We start from the raw sequence: 23,752 nt of genomic DNA, 5'->3' as shown, positions 1-23,752 counted from the left end.
CAATTAAAACGAGGTATAGGTTTGTGGGTGAAAGCGTCAATACACCAGCGATGTTAAGCACAAACTAAGGACTCTGTAATGAAAGCAACCTCTACGGTAATTGTTAACCCTTATGATAAGAATAAGCTCAGTGCGCTTATTAAAATAGATTATTATCAGCCGGTAAGATTTAATTATACCGTTCATGGTAAGTCTAATAATGTGGATTTTTATTATGCCAACGATCGTTACGCTGTTAATCCCGAAGTCACCATTGTCGGCCTCTATGCGAATTATGCCAATACCGTGACGCTGACGCTTTACACGGAACAAGGAGAGGTACAAACCTCTATTTTTACGATCTCCACTGAGGGCCAGGATTATGGCGATGTGGCCTTAACGTTAGCCATCAATATTGACGATCGGGACATGGCGGATAATACGCTGGGTCAGGGCTGGTTTGTGACCAGCGAGTGGAATGGCTACGATATTAACGGCGATTTACGCATTACGGGTCTGTTCCCGTGGATGTACGGTAATTTAAAAATTATCGACAATTCGCTGTGGTCAGCACTGGCCAGTGAAACCTACGATCCCGATAAACATGCCTTTGCCCCCACGCTCTACCGCTTTAACCTTGCCGGAAAGGTAACGCAAACCCTCGCCGCACCGGCGGGCTATGGCTTTCACCACGACCTGACAACCGACGGCAAGGGCAACGTGTGGGTATTAGGCTCGCTACTAGACGGCTGGAGCGACCAGCAGAAGCTGGAGTGCATGCTCTACCGGTACGATATCGCCAGCGGAACCCTGCTCTGGCAGCGTGACTACACCGCCGAGTTTATGGGGGCCACGGTGCTGGATAATACCGATACCAATGACGTGCATTTCAACAGCCTGGAGTATATAGCGGAAACCAATCAGCTCATGATCAATTCCCGCTCAAGCTGTACCATTATTGGCCTCAATATTGACTCGGGCGATCCGGAGTGGATTATTGATAATCCCGCTTTCCCCACCCTCAATAGCGCGCTCAATCTGAGCGTGGTCGATGCCGATAATTTCACCTATCCCAACGGTGAGCACGCCGTGTTTATTACCAAAAATAGTCAATATGATGCCTGGCGAGGTGATAATAAAATCGTCATTTCTCTGTTTAACAACAATTCCTGTGCCGATGAAAAGGGGAATGAACTGGTGCGTGTTATTGAATCGCCGCCAGTCGCTTATACTGCGGCGGCACTGGATTCTTTACCCACCGTGCTGGCCGTTGATTTAACCGCCAGGACGGTTCAGCGGCTGGATCAGTTCCACATTCCTGGTCAGCGAAGCGAGCTTACTTCATCGGTATTTGACGTGGGAGATGATAATTTCAACGTCTATTTTGGCGCCGAGCAGTCCTTCTTCGTCTTCGATACCAACAATAATATTGGGGTGTCGATATACAATATTGATTCCGGGTTGGGCTATCGTGGCCGTATTTTTTCCTTCGATGAACTGCGCACGCTGATATAAATCTGCTCTGGCGCGTTCCCGTTGCTGTCAGTCTTTATCGGTGCTGTTCTGGGGGATGGGCTAACAAGTCTTCCGGGTGGATGCGCCGCAGATGGTAGTCCACCTGGTAATCGCTGGTGTTCCGGAACATCACGGAATAATTGAGGAACTCGCCGCTGTCGCTGTAGGAAAGGGAGGTGATGCGCAGCAGCGGCGTCTGTTCCGGCACATTCATATAACCGGCCAGCTGTTTATCTGCCAGCACCGGCGTCAGGCTCTCGTAATTGCCGCTGATGGTGATCCCGCATTCCTTCTCGATGTAATCAAACTTAGATCCTTCGAGATGCGCCAGGGAAAGATTGCGGAACAGCTTCACCGGCATAAAGCTGTCCTCCAGCATCAGCGGTTTTCCGTCCACGTAACGCACCCGCCTTGAAAAATAGATCCGCTCATCAACCTGAATCCGCAGCTGGCTGGCGATGGCGGGCGGCGCGGGCATCACTTCAAACTGCAACACCTTGCTCTGCACTTCTTTCCCCTGCTGGCGCAGCACCTCCACCAGCCCGGTCAGGTTAGTCGTTTCATGATGAACGTCTTTGCGCGCCACGAACGTCCCGCTGCCGTGTCGACGTTCAACCAGCCCCCAGCTTACCAGCAGATCCAGCGCCTTGCGGATGGTCATCCGGGCTACGCCAAACTCCTTTGCCAGCGCTTTTTCTCCGGGTAACGGACTGCCAATGTTGTAGTCCGAGGAATTCAGCCGCAGCCGCAGCCGATCGGCAATTGATTTGTAGATCACCAGTAGACCTCTCTGCGCACATCATGGCGTGGATTACGTCTTAACTTGTCTATGTTTAGTTTAAAAAGTAGACCTGATTGGTCAAATTAAAACCATGAATGCGATCACGAATCGCAGCGGCATACCATGTTGCCGCATCAGTAAGTTCTTATGCTCACCTCAGGCCAGTAAAAAACCATAAAGGCCTCTATCCCCTACAGGTTGTTTCATGAGGATTTAAAAATGCTCAGTCAAATACAACGTTTTGGCGGCGCCATGTTCACCCCGGTTTTGCTGTTTCCCTTTGCCGGGATCGTGGTTGGGATCGCCATCATGCTTCGCAATCCGCTGTTTGTCGGTGAGGCCTTAACCGCGCCGGATAATCTGTTCGCGCAAATTGTTCACATCATCGAAGAGGGCGGCTGGGCGGTGTTCCGAAATATGCCGCTGATTTTTGCTGTCGGCTTACCGATTGGCCTGGCAAAGCAGGCGCAGGGCCGCGCCTGTCTGGCGGTGCTGATTAGCTTCCTGACCTGGAACTACTTTATCAACGCGATGGGGATGACCTGGGGTCACTTCTTTGGCGTCGACTTCTCTGCTGAACCCACTGCCGGCAGCGGGCTGGCGATGATTGCCGGAATCAAAACGCTTGATACCAGCATCATCGGGGCGATTATCATTTCCGGGCTCGTCACCGCCATCCACAACCGATTTTTCGACAAGCCGTTGCCGGTCTTTCTGGGGATTTTCCAGGGCACCTCGTTTGTCGTTATCCTCGCGTTCTTCGTCATGATCCCTTGCGCCTGGCTGACGCTGCTGGGATGGCCGAAAGTGCAGATGGGCATTGAGTCGTTGCAGGCCTTTCTACGTACCGCTGGCGCGCTGGGCGTATGGGTTTATACCTTCCTGGAACGCATTCTGATCCCAACCGGATTACACCACTTTGTCTACGGCCCGTTTATCTTCGGCCCGGCTGCGGTAGAAGGCGGCATTCAGGTCTACTGGGCACAGCACCTTCAGGAATTCAGCCAGAGCACTGTGCCGCTGAAAACGCTGTTTCCGGAGGGCGGATTCGCGCTGCACGGCAACTCTAAGGTGTTTGGCTCAGTCGGTATTGCGCTGGCTATCTGGTATACCGCGTCGCCGGAGAACCGCGTCAAAGTGGCAGGTCTGCTGATCCCGGCCACGCTTACCGCCGTGCTGGTGGGCATTACCGAACCGCTGGAGTTCACCTTCCTGTTTATCTCGCCGTTGCTGTTTGCCATCCACGCCGTGCTGGCCGCAACGATGGCGACGGTGATGTATACCTTCGGGGTGGTGGGGAACATGGGGGGCGGTCTGCTGGACCAGTTCCTGCCGCAAAACTGGATCCCGATGTTCCATAACCACGCCTCGACGGTATTCACCCAGATTGGCATCGGCCTCTGCTTCACCGCTCTCTATTTCGTGGTTTTCAGGACGCTTATCGAACGTCTGAATCTCAAAACGCCGGGCCGGGAAGAGAGCGAAATCAAACTCTACAACAAAGCCGACTATAAGGCCGCGCGCGGGCAAACCACCGCCCCGGCGGCAGCCAGCCAGCAGGTCGGGCAGGCTGCTGGGTTCTTACAGGCGCTCGGCGGCGCAGCAAACATCGAAAGTATCAATAACTGCGCCACCCGCTTGCGTATCGCCCTGGTGGATATGACGAAAACCCAAAGCGACGACGTCTTCAAAGCCCTGGGCGCACACGGTGTGGTGCGGCGCGGCAACGGCATACAGGTGATTGTCGGTCTGCACGTTCCTCAGGTGCGCGACCAGCTGGAATCGCTGATGAAAACCCCTTTAACAAACGAACAAACCACTCTGACAGAGGCTATATCATGAAAAAATTCTCAGTTGTTATTGCAGGCGGCGGCAGTACATTCACGCCTGGTATCGTCCTGATGCTGTTAGCCAACCGTGACCGTTTCCCGCTGCGTGCGCTGAAGTTCTATGACAATGACGGAGCACGTCAGGAGATCATCGCCGAGGCGTGCAAAATCATCCTTAAGGAGCAGGCGCCGGAGATTGAATTTAGTTACACCACCGATCCTGAAGCGGCCTTTACCGATGTGGATTTCGTGATGGCGCATATTCGCGTGGGCAAATACCCCATGCGTGAAAAAGATGAAAAAATCCCGCTGCGCCACGGCGTGTTGGGCCAGGAAACGTGCGGGCCGGGCGGCATCTCCTACGGCATGCGCTCCATCGGCGGCGTGCTGGAGCTGGTGGATTACATGGAGCAGTACTCCCCGAACGCGTGGATGCTGAACTACTCCAACCCGGCGGCGATTGTCGCGGAAGCCACGCGCCGCCTGCGTCCGAACGCGAAAATTCTCAACATCTGCGACATGCCGATCGGCATTGAAGGACGTATGGCGCAAATCGTCGGTCTGAAAGACCGCAAAGAGATGCGCGTGCGCTACTACGGTCTGAACCACTTCGGCTGGTGGACGTCGATTGAAGATCTGAACGGCAACGATCTGATGCCGAAACTGCGCGAATACGTGGCGAAAAACGGTTATGTTCCGCCTTCGGAAGATGCGCATACTGAAGCGAGCTGGAATGATACTTTCGCCAAGGCTAAAGACGTACAGGCGCTGGATCCGGACACCATGCCGAACACCTACCTGAAGTATTACCTGTTCCCGGACTATGTGGTCGCCCATTCCAACCCGGAGCGTACCCGCGCCAATGAAGTGATGGATCACCGTGAGAAGCATGTATTCAGTTCATGCCGGGCGATTATCGAAGCCGGTCATTCTTCTGCCGGTGAACTGGAAATCGACGAACATGCGTCGTACATCGTCGATCTGGCGACCGCGATCGCCTTTAATACCCAGGAACGCATGCTGCTGATTGTGCCTAACAATGGGGCTATCCATAATTTTGACGCCGACGCGATGGTAGAAATCCCTTGTCTGGTCGGCCACAACGGACCGGAGCCGCTGACCGTTGGTGATATTCCGCACTTCCAGAAAGGGCTCATGAGCCAGCAGGTGGCAGTGGAAAAACTGGTGGTGGACGCCTGGGAGCAGCGCTCGTATCAGAAACTCTGGCAGGCGATTACCCTGTCGAAAACCGTACCGAGCGCGTCGGTGGCGAAGGCGATTCTGGACGATCTGATTGAAGCCAACAAAGAGTACTGGCCGGAACTGCATTAATTTTCCTGACCGGCATCATTGAGGTGCCGGTCCTTAAACTTGCTGACCGCCGACGGCGCATAGCCAAACTTATTCTTAAACGCTTTGCTGAAGTGAAACGAATCAAAAAAGTTGAGCATGTCAGCCACCTTGTTTACCGTATTTCCCTCCTGGCGCAGCAGCGATTGCGCCAGTTCGAGGCGTGCGTCAAGATAATATTCTTTCGGCGTTTTACCCGTGTATCGTAAAAAGATCCGCCGCAGCCAGGGCTCGCTGCACTGCATCCGCTGTGCCATTTCTGTGACGCTCCAGCGCTTTTGCACACTGGCGTGCAACTCGGCCAACAGATTTTCCAGACGCAGCAGTTCCCGATCTTTTCTACCATTTTCGGAAATAAGACAAATCCACTGATAGATAATTTTTGTGAGAAACGCGACGGCTAAATTATTTTTTATGTTGGACCGCAAAGCGAGTAATTCAGCAACTTCTGAAAGTTCTTTATTAAACTCGTCGCCATTATAAATTATGCCAGTTTGTAATATAGGGATTTCCATCATGTTTGTGGGGATGAATTCCATCCAGTATTGTTCCCAGATAAGACCGTCGCAGTAGTACGACGTTATATCGGTAGGTTTTAAGAATATAACGTTATTTCCATTAAGCATAATTTCAGAATTATCTTTGAGCCTGATTTTCCCGCACCCTTGCACGGTATAAACCGCCACCCAGGAGTTAGCAATCAGCGGTTTTTTCTTATCCTGAGGCCAGATAACGCGGTAGCTCTCGTCGGCTAGCGTATGCCAGAGTGAGATCAGTGAAATTCCGCTTGAGATCACACTTTCATCAAGAACTAAGGGAATATTGTACGTTGTTTCGTTTTTTACATGCGAAATTTGAATTTTTCCATTCATTTTAATTTCCCGTCAGCAAATTATGCCCACAACCTGTAGCGGAATTTATCAGAAAATTACCGTGATGGGGAAACCAGTCTTGTATTTTAAGATATCGAATAGCCTGGGTCCGGTGCGTTAAATTCCTCTGTACAGCGAACTACCGGGTCATAATCATAATTAAGGGCAACAAGATGAATATTCAGCAAATTGTGAGCTTTATTGCCTTTACGCTGCTGGTGGCGTTTATCACCTGGTGGAAGATACGTAAAGTGGATACCGCTTCGCAGCAGGGATACTTTCTGGCGGGCCGGTCGCTGAAAGCGCCAGTGATTGCTGCTTCACTGATGCTGACCAACCTGTCCACAGAGCAACTGGTGGGTCTGTCTGGCCAGGCCTATAAAAGCGGCATGTCGGTGATGGGCTGGGAGGTCACGTCAGCGGTTACGTTGATTTTTCTGGCGCTGATCTTCCTGCCGAAGTATCTGCAACGCGGTATTGCCACTATTCCCGATTTTCTGGAAGAGCGTTACGACAAAACGACACGCATCATTATTGATTTCTGTTTTCTTATCGCGACGGGCGTCTGCTTCCTGCCGATTGTGCTCTACTCCGGCGCGCTGGCGTTGAATAGCCTGTTTCACGTCGGCGATGCGCTTGGACTTTCGCAGGCCGCAGCCATCTGGTTGCTGGTCATTCTGCTGGGGCTGGCCGGAATTGTGTATGCCGTTATAGGCGGAATGCGCGCCATGGCGATTGCGGACTCCATTAACGGCATTGGTCTGGTGATCGGTGGTCTGCTGGTACCCGTGTTTGGTCTGATTGTGATGGGGGATGGCAGTTTTTTACAGGGAGTTGAGCGTCTGACCACCGTACACGCCGAGAAGTTAAATTCCATTGGCGTAAGCACCGATCCGTTGCCTATCGGCGCGGCGTTTACGGGCCTGATCCTGGTGAATACCTTTTACTGGTGTACGAATCAGGGAATTGTGCAGCGAACGCTGGCCTCGAAAAGTCTCGCTGAGGGACAAAAAGGGGCCTTGTTAACCGCCGTGTTAAAAATGCTCGACCCGCTAATTCTGGTGCTTCCTGGCCTGATTGCGTTCCACCTGTACAGCGATCTGCCGAGTGCGGACATGGCCTATCCTGCTCTGGTCAACAAAGTCCTGCCGACACCGTTGGTGGGTTTTTTTGGTGCCGTTTTATTTGGTGCAGTTATCAGTACGTTCAACGGGTTCCTGAATAGTGCCAGTACGCTCTTTAGTATGGGAATTTATCGTCGCATCCTGAAGCCTGATGCGACGCCGGACGGACTGGTGCAGGTAGGACGCCGGTTTGGCCTGTTTATCGCAGTGGTATCTGTAATAGTTGCGCCGTGGATTGCCAATGCGCCGGAGGGGCTTTATTCATGGATGAAACAGCTAAACGGCATCTATAACGTTCCACTGGTGACTATCATCATTATGGGCTTTTTCTTCCCGCGCATTCCAGCCCTCGCCGCGAAAGTGGCGCTGTTTATCGGCATTTGCAGCTACATCGTAATTAATTATCTGGTGAAATTCGATTTTCACTTTCTCTATGTTCTGGCCTGCACGTTCTGCATCAACGTGGCGGTAATGTTGATTATCGGCTGGCTCAAACCGCGCGACACGCCGTTTACCTTCCATGACGCGTTTGCCGTGGACATGTCACCCTGGCGTAACGCGAAAATTGCCTCGGTGGGTATTCTCTTCGCCATGATTGGCGTCTACGCCGGGCTGGCCCAATTTGGGGGGTATTCCACTCAATGGCTTGCCATCGTCAGCTACTCCATCACCGCAGGGGTCGTGATTTATCTCATTATCGATGCCATCCGTCAGCGCCGTAACCCTTCGCTTGTTTATGTTTCCGACGTTAAGGAAAAGCCATGAAACGCCCGAATTTTCTGTTCATCATGACCGACACTCAGGCCACGAATATGGTGGGCTGTTATAGTGGTAAACCCCTGAACACCCACCATATTGATCAGCTTGCGGAAGAGGGGATTCGCTTCAATGCTGCTTATACCTGCTCCCCTGTTTGCACCCCCGCGCGTGCGGGGCTGTTCACTGGGATCTACGCTAATCAGTCCGGACCGTGGACCAACAATGTTGCACCAGGCAAGAACATCTCAACGATGGGGCGCTACTTCAAGGATGCGGGCTATCAAACCTGCTACATCGGCAAATGGCATCTTGATGGTCATGACTATTTTGGCACCGGCGTTTGTCCTCCCGAATGGAATGACGAGTTTTGGTTTGACGGCGCTAACTATCTGGCAGAACTTACCGAAGAGCAGATTAATCTGTGGCGCAACGGCCTTAATAGCGTAGAGGAATTGCAGGCTAATAATATCGATGAGACCTTTACCTGGGCGTACCGCATCAGCAATCGCGCGATCGATTTTTTACAGCGCCCTCACCCGGAGGACGAACCCTTTTTGATGGTGGTCTCTTACGACGAACCTCATCATCCCTTCACATGCCCGGTTCAGTATCTCGAGAAATATCAGGACTTTTACTACGATTTAGGGGAAAAGGCTCAGGATACGCTGGTGGATAAGCCCGTACATCATCGCCTCTGGTCGCAGGCCATGCCGTCACCAGTTGAAGATGGCAGCCGGTATTACCATCACCCGCTTTATTTCGCCTGTAATGACTTTGTGGACGATCAGATTGGTCGTGTGGTTAACGCACTCACCCCCGAACAATGCGAGAACACATGGGTCATATATACCTCTGACCATGGCGAGATGATGGGAGCACATCGGCTTATCAGCAAAGGTGCGGCTATGTACGACGATATTACCCGCATCCCGTTGATTATACGCCCCCCACAGGGCGCACCGAAGCAAGTCGACACGCCGGTCAGCCATATCGATTTACTGCCGACCATGATGGCGCTGGCGGGGATACCTAAACCTGACATCCTGCCGGGTGACAATATTCTGGCGACAGAGCCAGAGCGCGGAGTGATGGTGGAATTTAACCGCTACGAGATAGAACATGACAGCTTTGGCGGATTTATTCCGGTACGCTGTTGGGTAACGGATGCATTCAAGTTGGTGCTGAACTTGTTCACAACTGATGAACTCTACGACCGCCGCAACGATCCAAACGAGATGCATAATCTGATTGACTCGCCGCGCTATGCTGAGCAGCGCAATCAGCTGCATGATGCGCTGCTGGATTATATGGATAAAATCCGCGACCCGTTCCGTACCTATCAATGGGCGTGTCGACCGTGGAGAGCGGACGCTATCCCTCGTTGGATGGGGGCTTTCCGTCCGCGGCCGGGAGATGGCTATTCTCCGGTGGTGCGTGATTACGACACCGGACTGCCCACGCAGGGGGTAAAAGTGGAAGAGAAAAAGCAGAAGTTTTAAGGAGACAAGATGAAAATTTCCCGCGTCGGTGAAGCGCCGGATTACCGCTTCTCGCTGGCCAATGAACGCACATATCTGGCGTGGATCCGCACCGCGCTAGGTTTTCTGGCCGCAGGCGTGGGTCTTGATCAGCTTGCACCCGATTTCGCTACGCCACTGATCCGTGAATTGCTGGCATTACTGCTGTGCCTTTTCGCAGGGGTGCTGGCGGTTTACGGCTACCTGCGCTGGCTGCGAAACGAAAAAGCGATGCGACTTAAAGAGGATTTACCCTACACCCGCGGCCTGCTTGTGATTAGCACTATACTACTGGTGGTAGCCGTAGTGGTGATGGGGTTGGTGCTCTATGTCGGGTAGCCGCAAAGCCCGCCGTGAGGCCGACCCAGGTCTACAGCCGGAGCGAACGTCGCTGGCCTGGCTGCGCACGTTACTGGGCTACGGTGCGCTTATCGCGCTGGCGATTAAACACAACTGGCACCACACGGGGCTTCCATTCTGGATTTCACTTGTGGTACTTGCGCTGGTGGCGGTTATCCTCTGGCGCTACACGCGCAGTCGTAATCTGATGGACGTTGAGCATGGTGATTTCGCACAACCTAAAGCCGTACGTGACAAATTTTTGATCGCTGTCGCTGTTCTCTCCCTCTCTATATTGTTTGCTATTACGCACTTACATCAGATTATTTCTTTTATAGAGGAAAAATAATGACAGGATGTCATGTGATGGCCAAACCGGCCAGCTCTCGCTGTAACCTGAACTGCCGTTACTGTTTTTATATCGATAAACCCGAACAACCCCAAATGAGCGAGGCCACTCTGGAGGCGTTTATTTGCCAACAGATTGCTGCCCAGCCGGATGATGACGTTCACTTTGCCTGGCAGGGAGGTGAACCCACGCTGTGCGGCATCAATTTTTTTCGTAACGTGGTGGCGTTGCAGCAACGCCACGGGAAAGGAAAGCGCATCATGAACGCTTTTCAGACTAACGGCGTACTGCTCAACGATGAATGGTGCCGTTTTTTTCGCGAAAACGACTGGCTGGTAGGTATCTCTGTCGATGGTCCTGCCGAATTGCACGATGCCTATCGCGTTAACCGTCGCGGCAATTCGACTCACCAAAAAGTTCTCGCAGCCATTGAAAAGCTATGTATTCATCAGGTTTCTTTCAATCTTCTGACGGTGGTCAATCAACAAAACAGCCAACAGCCGGAGCGGGTGTACCGTTTTCTTCGCGCGCTCGGCACCCCATTTTTGCAGTTTATTCCGTTGGTAGAGCAGGGTAATCCGTCATCAGTGAGTGACAGGGAGTGGGGGACATTCCTGAAGGCAATCTTCGACCTCTGGGTAAGAGAAGATGTGGGGCGCGTTTTTGTGCAGCTCTTTGACTCAATGCTGGGCGTCTGGAGTGGCTATCCCGCACAGATGTGCTCACTGGCCGAACGCTGCGGGCATGCCTTTGCACTAGAGGCCAATGGCGATCTCTATCAATGTGACCACTATGTTTATCCTGAATACTGTCTGGGAAATATTCATCAAATGCCGATATCTGTTCTTAACCAAACCGCCGCGGCGCGTGCATTTGGCGAAATTAAGCACGATTCGCTCACGGATGAGTGTAGGCAGTGTTCTGTTCTTCCCCTGTGCAATGGCGACTGCCCCCGCCATCGCCTGAACGGTAAAAGCGTGCTGTGCGAGGGCTACCGTGATTTCTTTTTTCACAGCGCGCCGTACATGCGGGCCATGCGCGACCTCATCAGGCATCAACGTTCGCCCGCTGAACTGATGAAACAGCTGCGGCAGAGCGGCTGACGATCAGGCGTTTCCCTTCGCCAGGTACTTCGCCATCTCATCCTCCGGCACCATGCCGCCGCCGGTCGCCCACACCAGGTGGGTAACGTTCTCATCGGCATCGACGCGCAGCGGCCCGGCCATCCCCGCCAGCGCCGACGGCTCCAGGCGAATCCCTTCCTCCTGCGCCAGCCAGCCGAGCATGTCGTACATGCTTTGATCGGAGAGGGTATAGAATCCGTCGAGCAGGCGCTCCATCGCGCGGCCCACGAAGCCGGAGGCACGTCCTACCGCCAGACCGTCCGCCGCCGTCACGTTATCAATGCCCAGATCCTGCACCGCAATCTCATCGTGCAGCCCGGTATAAACGCCCAGCAGCATGCACGGGGAGTGCGTTGGCTCCGCGAAGAAGCAGTGGACGTTATCGCCAAAGGCCAGCTTCAGGCCAAACGCCACGCCGCCGGGGCCACCGCCGACGCCGCACGGCAGGTAGACGTACAGGGGATGATCGGCATCCACCACGCGGCCCTGCTCGGCAAACTGCGCCTTCAGGCGCTCGCCAGCAACCGCATAGCCCAGGAACAGCGTACGGGAGTTTTCATCGTCAATGAAGAAACAGTTCGGATCGCTTTCCGCCGCTTTGCGTCCCTGCTCCACCGCCACGCCGTAATCCTGCTCATATTCCACGACCATCACGCCGTGGCTGCGCAGTTTGGCTTTCTTCCACTCGCGGGCGTCGGCGGACATATGCACCGTCACCTTAAAGCCAATGCGGGCGCTCATAATGCCGATGGACATCCCCAGGTTGCCGGTTGAGCCCACCGCGATGCTGTACTGGCTGAAGAAATCCTTAAAGCGCGGCTCCAGCAGGATGCTGTAGTCGTCTTCGACGCTCAGCAGTCCGGCGTCCAGCGCCAGTTTCTCCGCGTGGGTCAGCACCTCATAGATGCCGCCGCGCGCTTTGATCGAGCCGGAGATCGGCAGATGGCTGTCTTTTTTTAGCAGCAGCGTGCCTGGAATGGCCTTACCGGACTCTTTCTCCAGCCGCGCCTGCATCGCCGGGATCGCGACCAGGTCGGATTCGATAATCCCGCCCGTTGCCGCCGTTTCCGGGAACGCTTTCGCCAGATACGGCGCGAAGCGTTTCAGGCGCGCGTGCGCGTCGTCCACGTCGGCTTTGGTCAGCCCGACATACGGCAATCCTTCCGCCAGCGTCGTGGTGCGCGGGTTAAGCCAGGTGGTTTCTTTCAGGGCAATCAGATCCTCAACCAGAGGAAACTGTGCGGTTAAAGTAGTGATAGTTGCGTTTTCCATAGTACGTCTCTTCGCGCTCAGATAATGAAGGAAAGCAGGAATGTGCCGCCAAGTGCAAGCACCGAGGCGATAAACGTCGCCGTCGTATAGTATTTGAAGGTCTCGTTCAGGGTCGCGCCGCAATACTGCTTCACCAGCCAGAAGAGAGAATCGGTCACGATCGTGCAGCCAATAGCGCCGGACCCGATGGCAATGGTGATGATCTCCGGGCTTACGTTCGGGTAGAGCGGCAGCATCGGCGCCACTATCGCCGTGGCACCCATCATCGCTACCGTTGCCGAACCCACGGCGGCGTGCAGCACCAGTGCCACCAGCCAGGCGAGAAGGATAGGGTGCATATGCAGGTTCGAGAGAATATGCGCCAGCGTCTCCGCCAGACCGCTGGTTTTAAGGATGGCGTTGAACGCGCCGCCCGCACCGATAATCAGCAAAATGTTGGCGATAGAGCCAAAGCCGTGCTCCGTATGGGTCAGCATTGCGCCCATGCCCATGTGCTGGCGGATCCCCAGCAGGTAGTAGGCGACAAACACGGCGATAAACATCGCGGTGATAGGGTTGCCGATAAACTCCAGCAGGGTATAAAGCGTGCCTTCTTTTGCCATGTTCAGCTCGGCAATGGTTTTCACCAGCATCAGGGCAATCGGCAGCAGCACGGTGAACAGCGTGGCGCCCAGCGACGGCAGGGTGTGTTCTTCCCGCACCTTCAGGTCTGAAAATTCCGCCGGAACCGGCTTATAGGGCAGACGATCGCCGAGCAGCTTCATGAACAGCGGGCCGCCAACCAGAGACGCCATCAGGCCCACCATCAGACCGTAGACAATCACCGTCCCGACGTCCGCCCCTAATTTATTGGTGACAAACAGCGCGGCCGGATGCGGAGGCACCACGCAGTGCACTGCCATTAGTGCGGTACAGAGCGGAATGGCCAGCTTGAGCAGCGACGTGTTGGTCTTTTTGGCGATGGAAAACGCCAGCGGGATCAGCAGTACCACGCCCACTTCCACAAACAGCGTAATGCCGCAGATCAGGCCGACCAGGACCATAATCACGTCCGCGGACAACCAGCGGCAGCGCTGCAACGTAATCCCGATGCGCTCTGCCGCGCCGGAGACTTCCATCATTTTGCCGAGAATAGTGCCAAGACCGATAACCGCCGCCAGGAAGCCCAGCGTACCGCCAATCCCGCTCTCAATGGCGTTCACCATATCCAGCGGGCTCATCCCCATCATCGCGCCGACGAAAAAGCTTGCCAGCAGCAGCGCGAGGAACGGGTGAAACTTCAGTTTTACGATGGTTAAAACAATCAATACGATGCTGACAAGCAGCGTTGCCACAACCCAGACCTGAGATCCCATATCTCACCTCACCCTTATGTCATCTGGGGGTATTGGACGAAAAAACGGCGTGGGCTGACAAACGATATAAATTGGCGTTCAGATGAGCCAGATTGGATCAACTGAGTGACTGGACTCTAAAAAGCGCACTTAACTCGTATTAGGTTCACATAAATTCATTCTTGAGCGATATGCTGAACGCAGAAATTACGTGTGGGAATTGTGATGACCGATGCGAATGAAGGCAGAAACCGGCTGTTAAACGGCTGGCAACTGTCGAAAATGTACACCTTTGAAGTGGCCGCCCGGCATGAGTCCTTCGCGCTGGCGGCGGCGGAGCTGTCGCTCAGCCCCAGCGCGGTGAGCCACCGCATAAATCTGCTGGAAGAGGAGCTGGGCATTCAGCTGTTTGTCCGCTCACACCGTAAAGTGGAGCTGACGCAGGAAGGCAAGCGCGTTTACTGGACGCTGAAATCGTCCCTCGACACCCTGAATCAGGAGATCCTGGATATTAAAAACCAGGCGCTGTCAGGTACGCTAACGGTGTACTCCCGGCCGTCGATCGCCCAGTGCTGGCTGGTGCCGATGATGGGGGATTTTACCCGCCGCTACCCGTCGATTTCACTTACTATTCTGACTGGTAATGATTACGTCAACATGCAGCGAACCGGCATCGATCTGGCGCTCTATTTCGACGATACGCCGCCAAACTACCTTTCTCATCACTTTTTGATGGATGAAGAGATTTTGCCCGTCTGCTCGCCGGCGTATGCCCGGGAGCATGAACTGCTGAAAAACCCCCATAACCTCAGCCACTGCACGTTACTGCACGACCGTCAGGCCTGGAGCAATGATTCCGGTACGGATGAGTGGCTGAGCTGGGCGCAGCATTACGCGGCGAATATGCCGTTGTCATCGGGTATTGGCTTCGATCGCTCTGATTTAGCCATTATCGCGGCCATGAATAATGTGGGGGTGGCGATGGGGAGAAAGCGGCTGGTGCAAAAACGTCTCGAACGAGGGGAGTTGATCGCACCCTTTGATGGGAAAACTCTCAAGTGCCATCAGCATTATTACGTCTCAACGCTTCCCGGCCGTCAGTGGCCGAAAATTGACGCCTTTATCGGCTGGCTAAGAGAGCTGGCGGGTTGAAGAATTATTACGCTTTCGCTCTACACCAAATGTGAAAAAGCGTGCTAAATACAGGTAATGCTTTTGATTTATCCAGGGTAAACCGTGTTAAAGCCTTTTATTGCCACTGCGATCTTACTCTCTTCCGGCTGGGCGATTGCCGCTGAGCCGCCGCTGACGGCTGCCCGTTACGCGCAGATGCTGGGCGTCGGAATGGATGTCGACTGGGCACGCACCGAGCGCGGTATCCGCGAGTTCGACCCGCTGGTGGTCCGTGATTTTCAGGCGAAAGGCATACACCATGTCCGTATTCGGGTGGCGGGCGAACCGACGGAAGCGCGGCTGATTCACCTGCGTAAGCTGGTGGAGGCCTGCGAGCAATACGGCGTCATCCCCATCATCGCTTATCAGGCCGATGAATATAAAAACGACCCGAAAGCGGATACCGAAAAAGAGGTGATTAACTGGTGGATTGCCGTGGCGCACTATTTTGGTCAGCGCTCGCCGTTGCTGGGCTTTGACCTGATCTACGAACCGGCGGACAAGCTCAACCACAACGTTGCTTCGCTCAACCGGGTGTATGAGAAAGCGATCAAAGACATTCACGCCATTGATGCCAGCCGCATGATTTTTATCGCCCCTCGTCTGCGCGCCGCGCCGGAGGATTTATCCAGCCTGAAGCTGCCCGCGCACAGCCAGAATTACCTGCTGGCGGAGTGGCATATTTTTCCCTGGGGCCCGCTGAAAACGAACGGTAAATACCCGTGGACGTCCGGAACTGCGGCTGAGAAAGCGGCTATCCGTAACCGAATCAACGCCGCGCTGCACTGGCAACAAAAAACCGGGCATGTGAGCTGGGTTGGCGGCTGGGGGGTGGGCGAATCGAAAAGCCTGATGCCAACCGCCTCGCAGATGGCGTTTACCACGTTTATGGCGTGCGAGCTGAAACAGGCCAACATCCCGTATGCAATAAACGCCGATGTTCAGTTTTATGACGGGGAAGAGGGGGCGTGGCGGCCTGCCCCAGAGCGGCTATTGCAGGCGATGATTGCGCCCGTCTGTGAAAAGCCCGGCGAGAAGCCGGGCCATCATGCGGTTAAACCGGCTGTTCGTGATGCGAGACACGCGACGCCAGCGGCAGCCAGCACAGCAAAATCAGCAGCCCCATCAGGGTCATCAGTAAGCCTAAACTCGCCTGCCCGGTCTGCGGCATCATAGCCGAAAGCCAGGCCAGCGCGCCGGAACCGATGTTCTGCAAACCGCCCACCAGCGCGCCTGCCGTGCCTGCGAGGAACGGGAACGGCTCCATCGCGCCGCTGGTGGCGAGGGGAAACAGCATGCCCGCGCCGAAGAAGAACAGCGCCGCCGGGATGAGCAACGTCCAGACCGACATCACGTCAAACAGCCCCGGGATCCACATCATCAGCCCGGCCAGCAGACAGCTGATCACCGACTGCCACATCAGCGTGGAGAAACGCTTGTTCGGACGTCCGGCGAACCATGCGCCGAAGAACGCCGCCGGGATCGGCAGTATAAACAGAATACTCACCACCATGCTGCTCAGGCCAAGGCCTGCGCCCAGCAGCACGCCGGAACACGCTTCAAACACCGCAATGCCCGCCAGGCCGCCGATTAGCATCAACAGATAACAGGTAAAGGACCCATTACCGAACAGCGTTTTGTAGCTGGCGATGAGCTTCGTGCGCGGCGCGTCTTTTGGGCGGGTTTCCGGCATCCAGCGCGCCATGCTGAAGGTGACAATAATGCATAGCACCAGCAGGAAGGTGTAACAGGCGCGCCAGGACCAGACGGTGTCCAGCAGACCCCCAATCAGCGGGGCCAGCAGCGGGCTGACCAGAATACCCATATTTAACAGACTGTTGGCGTGACGAAGCTGTGTGCCCTGGTACATATCACGCGGCAGGGTACGCGCCATAACCCCGCCAACGCCGGTGCCCACGCCCTGAAGGGCGCTGGCGGCAATCAGGACGGTCAGGCTGTGAGTGGTAATGGCAATCACCGTCGCTACCATGAAAATGCTCATGCCTACCAGAATAACCGGACGACGCCCGACGCGATCGGACAGGGGACCATAAACCAGCTGTGAAACGCCATAGGTCAGCAGATAGGCTGCCATCACGCTCTGGACTGCACCTTCGCGGACGCTCAGATCTTTTGCCATATCGGCAATCGCCGGAATGTAGATGGTTTGTGCCATCTGCCCGACGGCCACCAGTAACACCAGCATCAACAATAAGTTCACGTTCCGTTGCTTTTTCATGTCGCTGAATACTTTTGCCAAAAGAGATAAATAAAGAATAAGTGACTACGCATTCCCATAAATGCGCGAGGAATCTACCACAGAGAGATGACAATTTAAGCATTACTGTGATGAATGACAGAAGGCGTGAAGGCAGGATTTGTAAACAAGATCGGCAACTAATGTTGCCAGCGAATTACGCCAGGCGCAGCAGGACCGCACCGGCAGCAATACCCAGTGCCGCCGCGATGCGCAGGCCGGCAACCTTCTCTTTTAAAAGCACAAATGCGATTAATGCGCCGAAGAGAATAGAGGTTTCACGCAGTGCCGCGACCACAGCCAGCGGTGCCTGGGTCATCGCCCAGAGTGCCAGACCGTAAGATCCCATCGTCCCGACGCCGCCGAGCAGCCCTTTTTTCCAGTGCAGGCGCAGGTAGCTGGACGCTTCGCGACGCCGTTCCACCATTGCCCAGCTCAGCAGGCAGAAACCGTTCATAAAGAAGGTCCAGAGCGTATAGCCCAGCGCAGTGTCCGAGAGTCGCACACCGGTGCCGTCCACCAGGGTATACCCGGCGATAAAACAGGCGTTCAGCAGCGCCAGCCAGATTCCCTTGCGTGACTGCATGCGGCCGTTCATCGCCATGGCCAGAATCGACAGACAAATGACCCCAATGCCGGACCAGGCAAGCCAGGAGAGATGATCCCCGAGCACCAATACGCTGATCAGCGCCACCAGCAGAGGGGCCGTCCCGCGCATAAGGGGGTAGGTCTGGCTCATGTCGGAGACCTGATAGGTCTTCGCTACCAGCACGGTGTACACCACCTGTAACGCACAGGAGACGAACAAATATGGCCAGCTTGCGGCAGTTGGCTGAGGAGAGAAGGGCAGTAAAATCAGGGCAATAAGCGCGGCTGAACCGCTGACTCCGATCGCCGAGTAGAGTTTATCCGTTCCGGCTTTAACGATGGCGTTCCAGCTGGCATGCAGCAGTGCGGCGAACAGTAAAATGCAGAAAACGGTGATGGTCATGGCGTATCGGTTGGTGAAATGTCATCCAACTGTAACATTCACCCGTCGATGCTGCCAGCCGCTTACACTGCGCAAAAAAGGCGGTGCGTCACCCGGGGTTCGTCTGACACCAGCCTGAAGCCCGCCCGATGGTAAAATCCGTACGCGGTTTCCGGCGCATGGGTATTAAGAAAATCAAACCAGATGCTGGCATCCGCCATCACCACGGTCAAAAGCTGTTTGCCTATGCCCTGCCCACGGCACTTCTCGCTGACGTAGAGATGACGAATACGTCCGGCGCGCGGCTGCTGGCTGAACGGATCGCGATTAAGGCCGCACACGCCCACCAGCCTGCCGTTAAGAAACGCCCCCAGCAGTTTTTCACCCGGCGCGTTAAAGCGGTTTTCACCCCGCAGCCAGTTCTCTTCCAGCCTGCGCAGCATATTGAAATTCAACGCGATACTCTCCGCCTTCAGGGCGATATACCCGGGTTCATCGGGCGTGACGGGCTCAATTAACAGACGCGACATAGCATTCCCTCGTTATTAAAGAGGGGCGGTTGCCCGCCCCTCTCAGGTGCGACTTGAACCTGAATCACCGAACGTATTTCAGGACAGCATCAAGCAGTTGCAATACAGCAACAATGAGTTTGAGGACAAGTATGACCATATCCACGACGCTCATACGCGTCTCCTTTTGGTTAAAAGGAGCACGATGCTGGCGTACCTTTCCGCCGCCTGTGGCCAGCACCTGGATTGACGTAACACAGTGTGCTCACTTCAGGGGTTAAGGCACTGACGGCACCACCCGTTTCAGCCAGGACTTTGTTGCGCCGGTAAACTGCGGCCCCCTCGCTCACTGCGAACACCCTCAGTATAGATAAATACTGTATGCATGAACAGTATTTTATGGACAAAATTTGGAAGGCGATCCATACTCAAAAACGTCAAAATCCGTGCCGGAATTGCGCGTTCGTCTTCGATCGCGTATACTTTTCGCGTTGACGTAACACAGTGTGTTCTGCGGCAACCAACCGCAAAACCCTGATAAAAACCTCGCTTAGGCGGGGTTTTTTGTTTTCAGGGCAGCCCAGAAAAGGTGCTTGTTGACTTATTGGCAATGGGTGCGGCTGGCATGCAGTATGATTCAATGATTAATTTAATAAGTTCTAATAAGCAGTGGTTCTGGTTCTAGGCCACTTATACAAGTTTACGTCTCTCAATACATAAACTCATTCCAGACATCAATACTCTTCTGAAAGTGAAAAAATGGTATCGACTATAATTGCAGTAAATAATAATGAACTAATTTATATTTTTCTTAAATATTTGCGGGGTTAACCCTCCTTAATTTGAATTATTCGATTTTTCATTGTGCTATCTATAACCACACGTATAGTATGGATACATTATGCAGGCATCTGATTATTTAAAGATGAAGTTCCAAAGCGACAGGCAGTTGGCTATTTATGGGCAGCAGGGCGTTGCAGGGACGTGGAAAGCATTACAGGGGATCGGCTCTGATATTTACTCAGGAATTGAGCGTGTAAGTTGGTACTCATCATGCTTAATCCCCAGCTATCACGATGTGTGTGACGAGCTTCTCTCAGAAGAAAAGAGAATGTACCTCTCAATTCTCTCGCTTTACCGTTATCGCGATGTAATAGCACACATGCTATATCTTTATTTTGAAAGTGTTATTTCCGATTCTGAAAATGGAAATGAAAACAATCGCGTTCGTAAGATGGATTCAAAAGTAACCGGGCTTGTTAATAACATACCGACCAGCAAGGCCGCGCGTTTAGCGATAGCATGGGGTCTGGCCAAATCCCTTTCCGAATCTGGCCTGCTGTCTGAAATCGTCGTCGAACGGCTTGCACGCCGCGTACCTAACGTAGTCATGGCGCTTCAATTGATTGGAACGGAACAGAAGTGCGCTCTTGCTGCTCGTCGCCTGAAAACATTGGACCCTAAGTATTACGCCACCCTCTATGCCGCACAACTGGAGATGCTTTACTACTTTTTTGAGCCTTTCCTGTCTGAACTCATTAAGAAGGTGCAGTTGGGATTCTATAAGGATTTCGATGCAATTTATAAAGACTTAAAGGGCAAGGAGCATGTTTAAAAGTCTGTTATCAATTCTATTTACGGATATTTTATTCCCTGTTTATATTTTTGCGTGCGCCTCTTTGTTCCTGTGGTTGGTACCTGACCACTGGGTCTTACTAACATTCATTGCTATCGTTGTGTTTATTATTGTTCACCCGATGATTTTTGGCCACTTTGATAAATACGATTAAATGTTATTAAAAGGATTTTTATGTCAAACCCAGCTTATTTGTTTTTAAAAGATGAAAATGGTTCTCCCATGGTTGGCCCTTGCCTTGTGTCAGGGCGTGAAGGTGCAATTGAACTTAAAACGTTCACTCATAATGTCAACGTCCCGGTCGACGGGAATACCGGGAAATTGACGGGTACGCGTATACACATGCCCATCATGTTTCAAAAAGAATTTGATCGTGTAACCCCGCTTCTCTTTCGCGCATTGAGTACGGGAAGAACGCTCAAGTCAGCCACTATTAAGATGTATCAGATTAATGAGGCGGGTTTTGAACAGGAGTATTTTAATATCTTCCTGGAGAATGTGAAAATAACCTCAATCACACCAGACCTGTATCCCGGCGCAAACACCGGAACCCACCTTGGAACGGTTCTCATACGCTACGAGAAAATCACCTGGAAGCATTGCGACGGCAATGTCATCTATAGTGACACCTGGAATGAGCGAGCAACGTACTGAAACGTGATCCCTGACGCATTTTTGCGCAGATGAAAATATTTCCATTGTCACATCCGAAAACCTGTGTTTGTATAAATTCAATCAATGATTCCAAACACAGGTCCCCAATGACTTCATCCATCTTCACTTCGACCCTACTAAAAACTGCGCAACCTGCCGCAGTGGTCGTCGTGCGTGTGGTGGTGGTCGTCGGCAATGCGCCGTAGGGACTGGATCAACACACGAATCCAAAACCCCGCCGGCGCAAACCGGGCGGGGTTTTTCGTTTAGGACCCTCCCCGGAAGGCTGGCTCAGAAGAAAAGGACTGGAGCATGGCAAGTTCGGGCACAACATCCACCAAGACGCGTTTTACAGGCGCGCAGCTGATTGTTCATTTACTGGAACGACAGGGCATCACCACCGTTGCGGGCATCCCGGGTGGGACCGTACTGCCGCTGTATGATGCGTTAAGCCAAAGCACACAGATCCGCCACGTGCTGGCGCGCCACGAGCAGGGCGCAGGCTTTATCGCCCAGGGCATGGCGCGTACCCAGGGTAAACCGGCGGTCTGTATGGCCTGTAGCGGGCCGGGCGCCACTAACCTGGTGACCGCCATCGCCGACGCGCGTCTCGACTCCATTCCGCTGATCTGCATTACCGGCCAGGTGCCGTCCTCGATGATCGGCACCGATGCGTTCCAGGAAGTCGACACCTACGGCATCTCTATCCCCATCACCAAACATAACTATTTAGTTCGCGATATCAGCGAGCTGCCTCAGGTTATCAGCGATGCGTTCCGCATTGCGCAGTCTGGCCGCCCGGGCCCGGTGTGGATAGACATTCCTAAGGATGTCCAGACCGCAGAAATTGAGATCGACGTTCTGCCGGAGCCGGGTGACCGTGCCCCCGCGCCAGAATTCAGCGCTGAGAGCGTGCGCGATGCGGCGGCGATGATCAACGCCGCCAAACGCCCGGTGCTCTATCTGGGCGGCGGGACGATCAACGCCGCGGATGAAATCCGCCAGTTCGCTGAAAAAGCTAATTTGCCCACCACCATGACCCTGATGGCGCTGGGTATGCTGCCAAAAGCGCACCCGCTCTCTCTCGGCATGCTGGGCATGCACGGCGCGCGCAGCACCAACTACATCCTGCAAGAGGCGGATTTGCTGATAGTTATGGGGGCGCGTTTTGATGACCGGGCGATTGGCAAAACCGAGCAGTTCTGCCCGAACGCCAAAATCATTCACGTGGATATCGACCGCGCCGAGCTGGGTAAAATCAAGCAGCCGCACGTGGCGATCCAGGGCGACGTGGCCGAGGTGCTGGCGCAGCTGATCCCGCAGACGGAGGCAACCGACCGCGCCGACTGGCGCCAGCTGGTAGCCGATCTGCAACGGGAGTTCCCGGGCGCTATCCCAACCGAGGGCGACCCGCTGAGCCACTATGGTCTTATCAACGCCGTCGCCGCCTGCGTGGATGACAGCGCGATTATCACCACCGACGTCGGCCAGCATCAGATGTGGACCGCTCAGGCGTATCCGCTGAACCGTCCGCGCCAGTGGCTGACCTCCGGCGGCCTTGGCACCATGGGCTTCGGCCTGCCAGCAGCGGTTGGCGCGGCGCTCGCCAACCCGGACCGCAAGGTGATCTGCTTCTCCGGTGACGGCAGCCTGATGATGAATATTCAGGAGATGGCGACGGCGGCCGAAAACCAGTTAGACGTTAAAATCATTCTGATGAACAACGAGGCGCTGGGTCTGGTGCACCAGCAGCAGAGCTTGTTCTACAAGCAGGGCGTGTTTGCGGCGACCTATCCGGGGATGATCAACTTCATGCAGATTGCCGCTGGTTTTGGCCTGCACACCTGCGATCTGAACGCCGAAGAAGATGCCCACGCGGCGTTGCAGGATGCGATTTCTCGCCCTGGCCCGGCGCTGATCCACGTGCGTATCGACCCTGAACAAAAAGTGTATCCGATGGTGCCGCCGGGTGCGGCAAATACTGAGATGGTGGGGGAATAAGCCATGCAGAAACAATGTGATAACGTCATTCTGGAACTCACCGTCCGCAACCACCCAGGCGTCATGACCCACGTCTGTGGGCTCTTTGCCCGTCGGGCGTTTAACGTGGAAGGCATTCTGTGCCTGCCGATTCAGGGCAGCGAGCACAGCCGCATCTGGCTACTGGTGAACGACGACCAGCGTCTGGAGCAGATGATGGCGCAGATCGACAAGCTGGAGGACGTCATCAAAGTGGCACGCAACCAGTCCGATCCCACCATGTTTAACAAAATTGCGGTGTTTTTTGAGTAAATCACTTAAGGTAAGAGGCTTTTGCCGGATGGCGCTGCGCTTATCCGGCCTGCAAGGACGTTACACGTAGGCCGGATAAGGCGTTTGCGCCGCCATCCGGCGCGTTCACGCATCAGG

The 23,752-nt window shown here is 54.1% G+C and carries 22 protein-coding genes and 1 pseudogene; 15 read left to right on the top strand and 8 right to left on the bottom strand.

Going from position 1 to position 23,752, the window contains the following annotated elements; translation table 11 throughout:
* Nucleotides 1–78: 78 nt before the first annotated feature.
* Nucleotides 79–1,494, top strand: a complete 1,416-nt coding sequence (locus O1722_RS23190) for an aryl-sulfate sulfotransferase (protein ID WP_033487031.1) — start codon at nt 79–81, stop codon at nt 1,492–1,494.
* A gap of 34 nt (nt 1,495–1,528) precedes the next feature.
* Here O1722_RS23190 and O1722_RS23185 read toward each other — a convergent pair whose 3' ends face one another.
* Nucleotides 1,529–2,272, bottom strand: a complete 744-nt coding sequence (locus tag O1722_RS23185; protein ID WP_045339498.1) for a GntR family transcriptional regulator — start codon at nt 2,270–2,272, stop codon at nt 1,529–1,531.
* A 222-nt stretch (nt 2,273–2,494) separates the two neighbouring features.
* On the opposite strand from O1722_RS23185, the gene O1722_RS23180 reads away from it, so the two are divergent.
* A complete protein-coding gene (locus tag O1722_RS23180; protein WP_015570124.1) occupies nt 2,495–4,117 on the top strand; it encodes an alpha-glucoside-specific PTS transporter subunit IIBC in 1,623 nt (540 codons plus the stop codon).
* Nucleotides 4,114–5,436, top strand: a complete 1,323-nt coding sequence (locus O1722_RS23175) for a 6-phospho-alpha-glucosidase (RefSeq protein WP_015570123.1) — start codon at nt 4,114–4,116, stop codon at nt 5,434–5,436. The genes O1722_RS23180 and O1722_RS23175 overlap by 4 nt, the downstream gene beginning before the upstream one ends.
* Here the strand turns inward: O1722_RS23175 and O1722_RS23170 are convergent.
* On the bottom strand, nt 5,433–6,326 hold the full coding sequence (locus O1722_RS23170; protein WP_033487029.1) for a helix-turn-helix transcriptional regulator: 894 nt from the start codon (nt 6,324–6,326) through the stop codon (nt 5,433–5,435). The two genes, O1722_RS23175 and O1722_RS23170, sit on opposite strands and share 4 nt — an antisense overlap.
* Before the next feature lie 173 nt (nt 6,327–6,499).
* On the opposite strand from O1722_RS23170, the gene O1722_RS23165 reads away from it, so the two are divergent.
* The 5 genes from O1722_RS23165 to O1722_RS23145 are packed head-to-tail and all read left to right on the top strand — an operon-like array spanning nt 6,500 to nt 11,517.
* Nucleotides 6,500–8,215: a solute:sodium symporter family transporter gene (locus tag O1722_RS23165; protein ID WP_033487028.1), complete on the top strand. Its 1,716-nt coding sequence runs from the start codon at nt 6,500–6,502 to the stop codon at nt 8,213–8,215.
* Nucleotides 8,212–9,708, top strand: a complete 1,497-nt coding sequence (locus O1722_RS23160) for a sulfatase-like hydrolase/transferase (RefSeq protein WP_033487027.1) — start codon at nt 8,212–8,214, stop codon at nt 9,706–9,708. The genes O1722_RS23165 and O1722_RS23160 overlap by 4 nt, the downstream gene beginning before the upstream one ends.
* Nucleotides 9,709–9,717: 9 nt before the next feature.
* Entirely contained in the window at nt 9,718–10,065 is a 348-nt protein-coding gene (locus O1722_RS23155; protein WP_032668912.1) for a YidH family protein, read from the top strand.
* Entirely contained in the window at nt 10,055–10,414 is a 360-nt protein-coding gene (locus O1722_RS23150; protein ID WP_032668910.1) for a DUF202 domain-containing protein, read from the top strand. The genes O1722_RS23155 and O1722_RS23150 overlap by 11 nt, the downstream gene beginning before the upstream one ends.
* Before the next feature lie 17 nt (nt 10,415–10,431).
* Nucleotides 10,432–11,517, top strand: coding sequence for an anaerobic sulfatase maturase (locus O1722_RS23145; protein ID WP_033487026.1), 1,086 nt, complete (start codon nt 10,432–10,434; stop codon nt 11,515–11,517).
* Between the two features lie 3 nt (nt 11,518–11,520).
* Here the strand turns inward: O1722_RS23145 and dsdA are convergent, their stop codons facing one another.
* Nucleotides 11,521–12,810, bottom strand: coding sequence for a D-serine ammonia-lyase (gene dsdA, locus O1722_RS23140; RefSeq protein WP_033487025.1), 1,290 nt, complete (start codon nt 12,808–12,810; stop codon nt 11,521–11,523).
* Between the two features lie 17 nt (nt 12,811–12,827).
* The gene (gene dsdX, locus O1722_RS23135) at nt 12,828–14,165 is read right to left on the bottom strand and encodes a D-serine transporter DsdX (protein ID WP_033487024.1); all 1,338 of its coding nucleotides are present in this window, start codon (nt 14,163–14,165) and stop codon (nt 12,828–12,830) included.
* 204 nt (nt 14,166–14,369) lie between these two features.
* Between dsdX and dsdC the strand changes: the two genes are divergently transcribed.
* On the top strand, nt 14,370–15,296 hold the full coding sequence (gene dsdC, locus O1722_RS23130) for a DNA-binding transcriptional regulator DsdC (protein WP_033487059.1): 927 nt from the start codon (nt 14,370–14,372) through the stop codon (nt 15,294–15,296).
* A gap of 84 nt (nt 15,297–15,380) precedes the next feature.
* A pseudogene (locus tag O1722_RS23125) lies at nt 15,381–16,466 on the top strand (cellulase family glycosylhydrolase); the annotation flags it as partial.
* Here the strand turns inward: O1722_RS23125 and emrD are convergent.
* From emrD to tisB, 4 genes are all read right to left on the bottom strand, one after another.
* Nucleotides 16,372–17,556, bottom strand: a complete 1,185-nt coding sequence (emrD, locus tag O1722_RS23120) for a multidrug efflux MFS transporter EmrD (protein WP_033487057.1) — start codon at nt 17,554–17,556, stop codon at nt 16,372–16,374. The pseudogene O1722_RS23125 and the gene emrD sit on opposite strands and share 95 nt — an antisense overlap.
* A 175-nt stretch (nt 17,557–17,731) precedes the next feature.
* Nucleotides 17,732–18,565: a DMT family transporter gene (locus O1722_RS23115; protein ID WP_033487023.1), complete on the bottom strand. Its 834-nt coding sequence runs from the start codon at nt 18,563–18,565 to the stop codon at nt 17,732–17,734.
* 62 nt (nt 18,566–18,627) lie between these two features.
* On the bottom strand, nt 18,628–19,074 hold the full coding sequence (locus O1722_RS23110; RefSeq protein WP_033487022.1) for a GNAT family N-acetyltransferase: 447 nt from the start codon (nt 19,072–19,074) through the stop codon (nt 18,628–18,630).
* 64 nt (nt 19,075–19,138) lie between these two features.
* Nucleotides 19,139–19,228 carry a type I toxin-antitoxin system toxin TisB gene (tisB, locus tag O1722_RS23105; RefSeq protein WP_017383683.1) on the bottom strand — a complete coding sequence of 30 codons (90 nt, stop codon included), beginning with the start codon at nt 19,226–19,228 and terminating at the stop codon, nt 19,139–19,141.
* A gap of 726 nt (nt 19,229–19,954) precedes the next feature.
* On the opposite strand from tisB, the gene O1722_RS23100 reads away from it, so the two are divergent.
* The 5 genes from O1722_RS23100 (at nt 19,955) to ilvN (ending at nt 23,635) form a co-directional block, all read left to right on the top strand.
* On the top strand, nt 19,955–20,668 hold the full coding sequence (locus tag O1722_RS23100) for a hypothetical protein (protein WP_033487021.1): 714 nt from the start codon (nt 19,955–19,957) through the stop codon (nt 20,666–20,668).
* Nucleotides 20,669–20,863: 195 nt separating this feature from the next.
* The gene (locus O1722_RS23095) at nt 20,864–21,343 is read left to right on the top strand and encodes an Hcp family type VI secretion system effector (protein ID WP_033487020.1); all 480 of its coding nucleotides are present in this window, start codon (nt 20,864–20,866) and stop codon (nt 21,341–21,343) included.
* A 107-nt stretch (nt 21,344–21,450) separates the two neighbouring features.
* Nucleotides 21,451–21,549 carry an ilvB operon leader peptide IvbL gene (gene ivbL / locus O1722_RS23090; RefSeq protein WP_057979964.1) on the top strand — a complete coding sequence of 33 codons (99 nt, stop codon included), beginning with the start codon at nt 21,451–21,453 and terminating at the stop codon, nt 21,547–21,549.
* 106 nt (nt 21,550–21,655) lie between these two features.
* Nucleotides 21,656–23,344 (top strand): acetolactate synthase large subunit, encoded by a 1,689-nt coding sequence (ilvB, locus tag O1722_RS23085; protein WP_015570114.1) that lies wholly within the window; start codon nt 21,656–21,658, stop codon nt 23,342–23,344.
* A gap of 3 nt (nt 23,345–23,347) precedes the next feature.
* Complete coding sequence (gene ilvN, locus O1722_RS23080; protein ID WP_033487018.1) at nt 23,348–23,635, top strand: acetolactate synthase small subunit; 288 nt, start codon at nt 23,348–23,350, stop codon at nt 23,633–23,635.
* The last annotated feature ends 117 nt before the right edge of the window (nt 23,636–23,752 follow it).

Source organism: Enterobacter cloacae complex sp. HYC003_NIDB (assembly GCF_056673375.1).
Note: the sequence above shows the minus strand (reverse complement) of the source record. Positions and strands in the feature narration are given on the sequence as shown.

What these genes read in the sequence shown, in the direction of transcription:
- O1722_RS23165 (WP_033487028.1), top strand. Translation starts at nt 6,500, where the DNA reads ATGAATATTCAGCAAATTGTGAGCTTTATTGCCTTTACGCTGCTGGTG.
- O1722_RS23170 (WP_033487029.1), bottom strand. Translation starts at nt 6,326, where the DNA reads ATGAATGGAAAAATTCAAATTTCGCATGTAAAAAACGAAACAACGTAC.
- O1722_RS23180 (WP_015570124.1), top strand. Translation starts at nt 2,495, where the DNA reads ATGCTCAGTCAAATACAACGTTTTGGCGGCGCCATGTTCACCCCGGTT.
- ivbL (WP_057979964.1), top strand. Translation starts at nt 21,451, where the DNA reads ATGACTTCATCCATCTTCACTTCGACCCTACTAAAAACTGCGCAACCT.
- tisB (WP_017383683.1), bottom strand. Translation starts at nt 19,228, where the DNA reads ATGAGCGTCGTGGATATGGTCATACTTGTCCTCAAACTCATTGTTGCT.
- O1722_RS23160 (WP_033487027.1), top strand. Translation starts at nt 8,212, where the DNA reads ATGAAACGCCCGAATTTTCTGTTCATCATGACCGACACTCAGGCCACG.
- emrD (WP_033487057.1), bottom strand. Translation starts at nt 17,556, where the DNA reads ATGAAAAAGCAACGGAACGTGAACTTATTGTTGATGCTGGTGTTACTG.
- O1722_RS23150 (WP_032668910.1), top strand. Translation starts at nt 10,055, where the DNA reads ATGTCGGGTAGCCGCAAAGCCCGCCGTGAGGCCGACCCAGGTCTACAG.
- O1722_RS23190 (WP_033487031.1), top strand. Translation starts at nt 79, where the DNA reads ATGAAAGCAACCTCTACGGTAATTGTTAACCCTTATGATAAGAATAAG.
- O1722_RS23110 (WP_033487022.1), bottom strand. Translation starts at nt 19,074, where the DNA reads ATGTCGCGTCTGTTAATTGAGCCCGTCACGCCCGATGAACCCGGGTAT.
- dsdA (WP_033487025.1), bottom strand. Translation starts at nt 12,810, where the DNA reads ATGGAAAACGCAACTATCACTACTTTAACCGCACAGTTTCCTCTGGTT.
- O1722_RS23155 (WP_032668912.1), top strand. Translation starts at nt 9,718, where the DNA reads ATGAAAATTTCCCGCGTCGGTGAAGCGCCGGATTACCGCTTCTCGCTG.
- dsdX (WP_033487024.1), bottom strand. Translation starts at nt 14,165, where the DNA reads ATGGGATCTCAGGTCTGGGTTGTGGCAACGCTGCTTGTCAGCATCGTA.
- O1722_RS23175 (WP_015570123.1), top strand. Translation starts at nt 4,114, where the DNA reads ATGAAAAAATTCTCAGTTGTTATTGCAGGCGGCGGCAGTACATTCACG.
- ilvB (WP_015570114.1), top strand. Translation starts at nt 21,656, where the DNA reads ATGGCAAGTTCGGGCACAACATCCACCAAGACGCGTTTTACAGGCGCG.
- O1722_RS23095 (WP_033487020.1), top strand. Translation starts at nt 20,864, where the DNA reads ATGTCAAACCCAGCTTATTTGTTTTTAAAAGATGAAAATGGTTCTCCC.
- O1722_RS23100 (WP_033487021.1), top strand. Translation starts at nt 19,955, where the DNA reads ATGCAGGCATCTGATTATTTAAAGATGAAGTTCCAAAGCGACAGGCAG.
- O1722_RS23115 (WP_033487023.1), bottom strand. Translation starts at nt 18,565, where the DNA reads ATGACCATCACCGTTTTCTGCATTTTACTGTTCGCCGCACTGCTGCAT.
- ilvN (WP_033487018.1), top strand. Translation starts at nt 23,348, where the DNA reads ATGCAGAAACAATGTGATAACGTCATTCTGGAACTCACCGTCCGCAAC.
- dsdC (WP_033487059.1), top strand. Translation starts at nt 14,370, where the DNA reads ATGACCGATGCGAATGAAGGCAGAAACCGGCTGTTAAACGGCTGGCAA.
- O1722_RS23145 (WP_033487026.1), top strand. Translation starts at nt 10,432, where the DNA reads ATGGCCAAACCGGCCAGCTCTCGCTGTAACCTGAACTGCCGTTACTGT.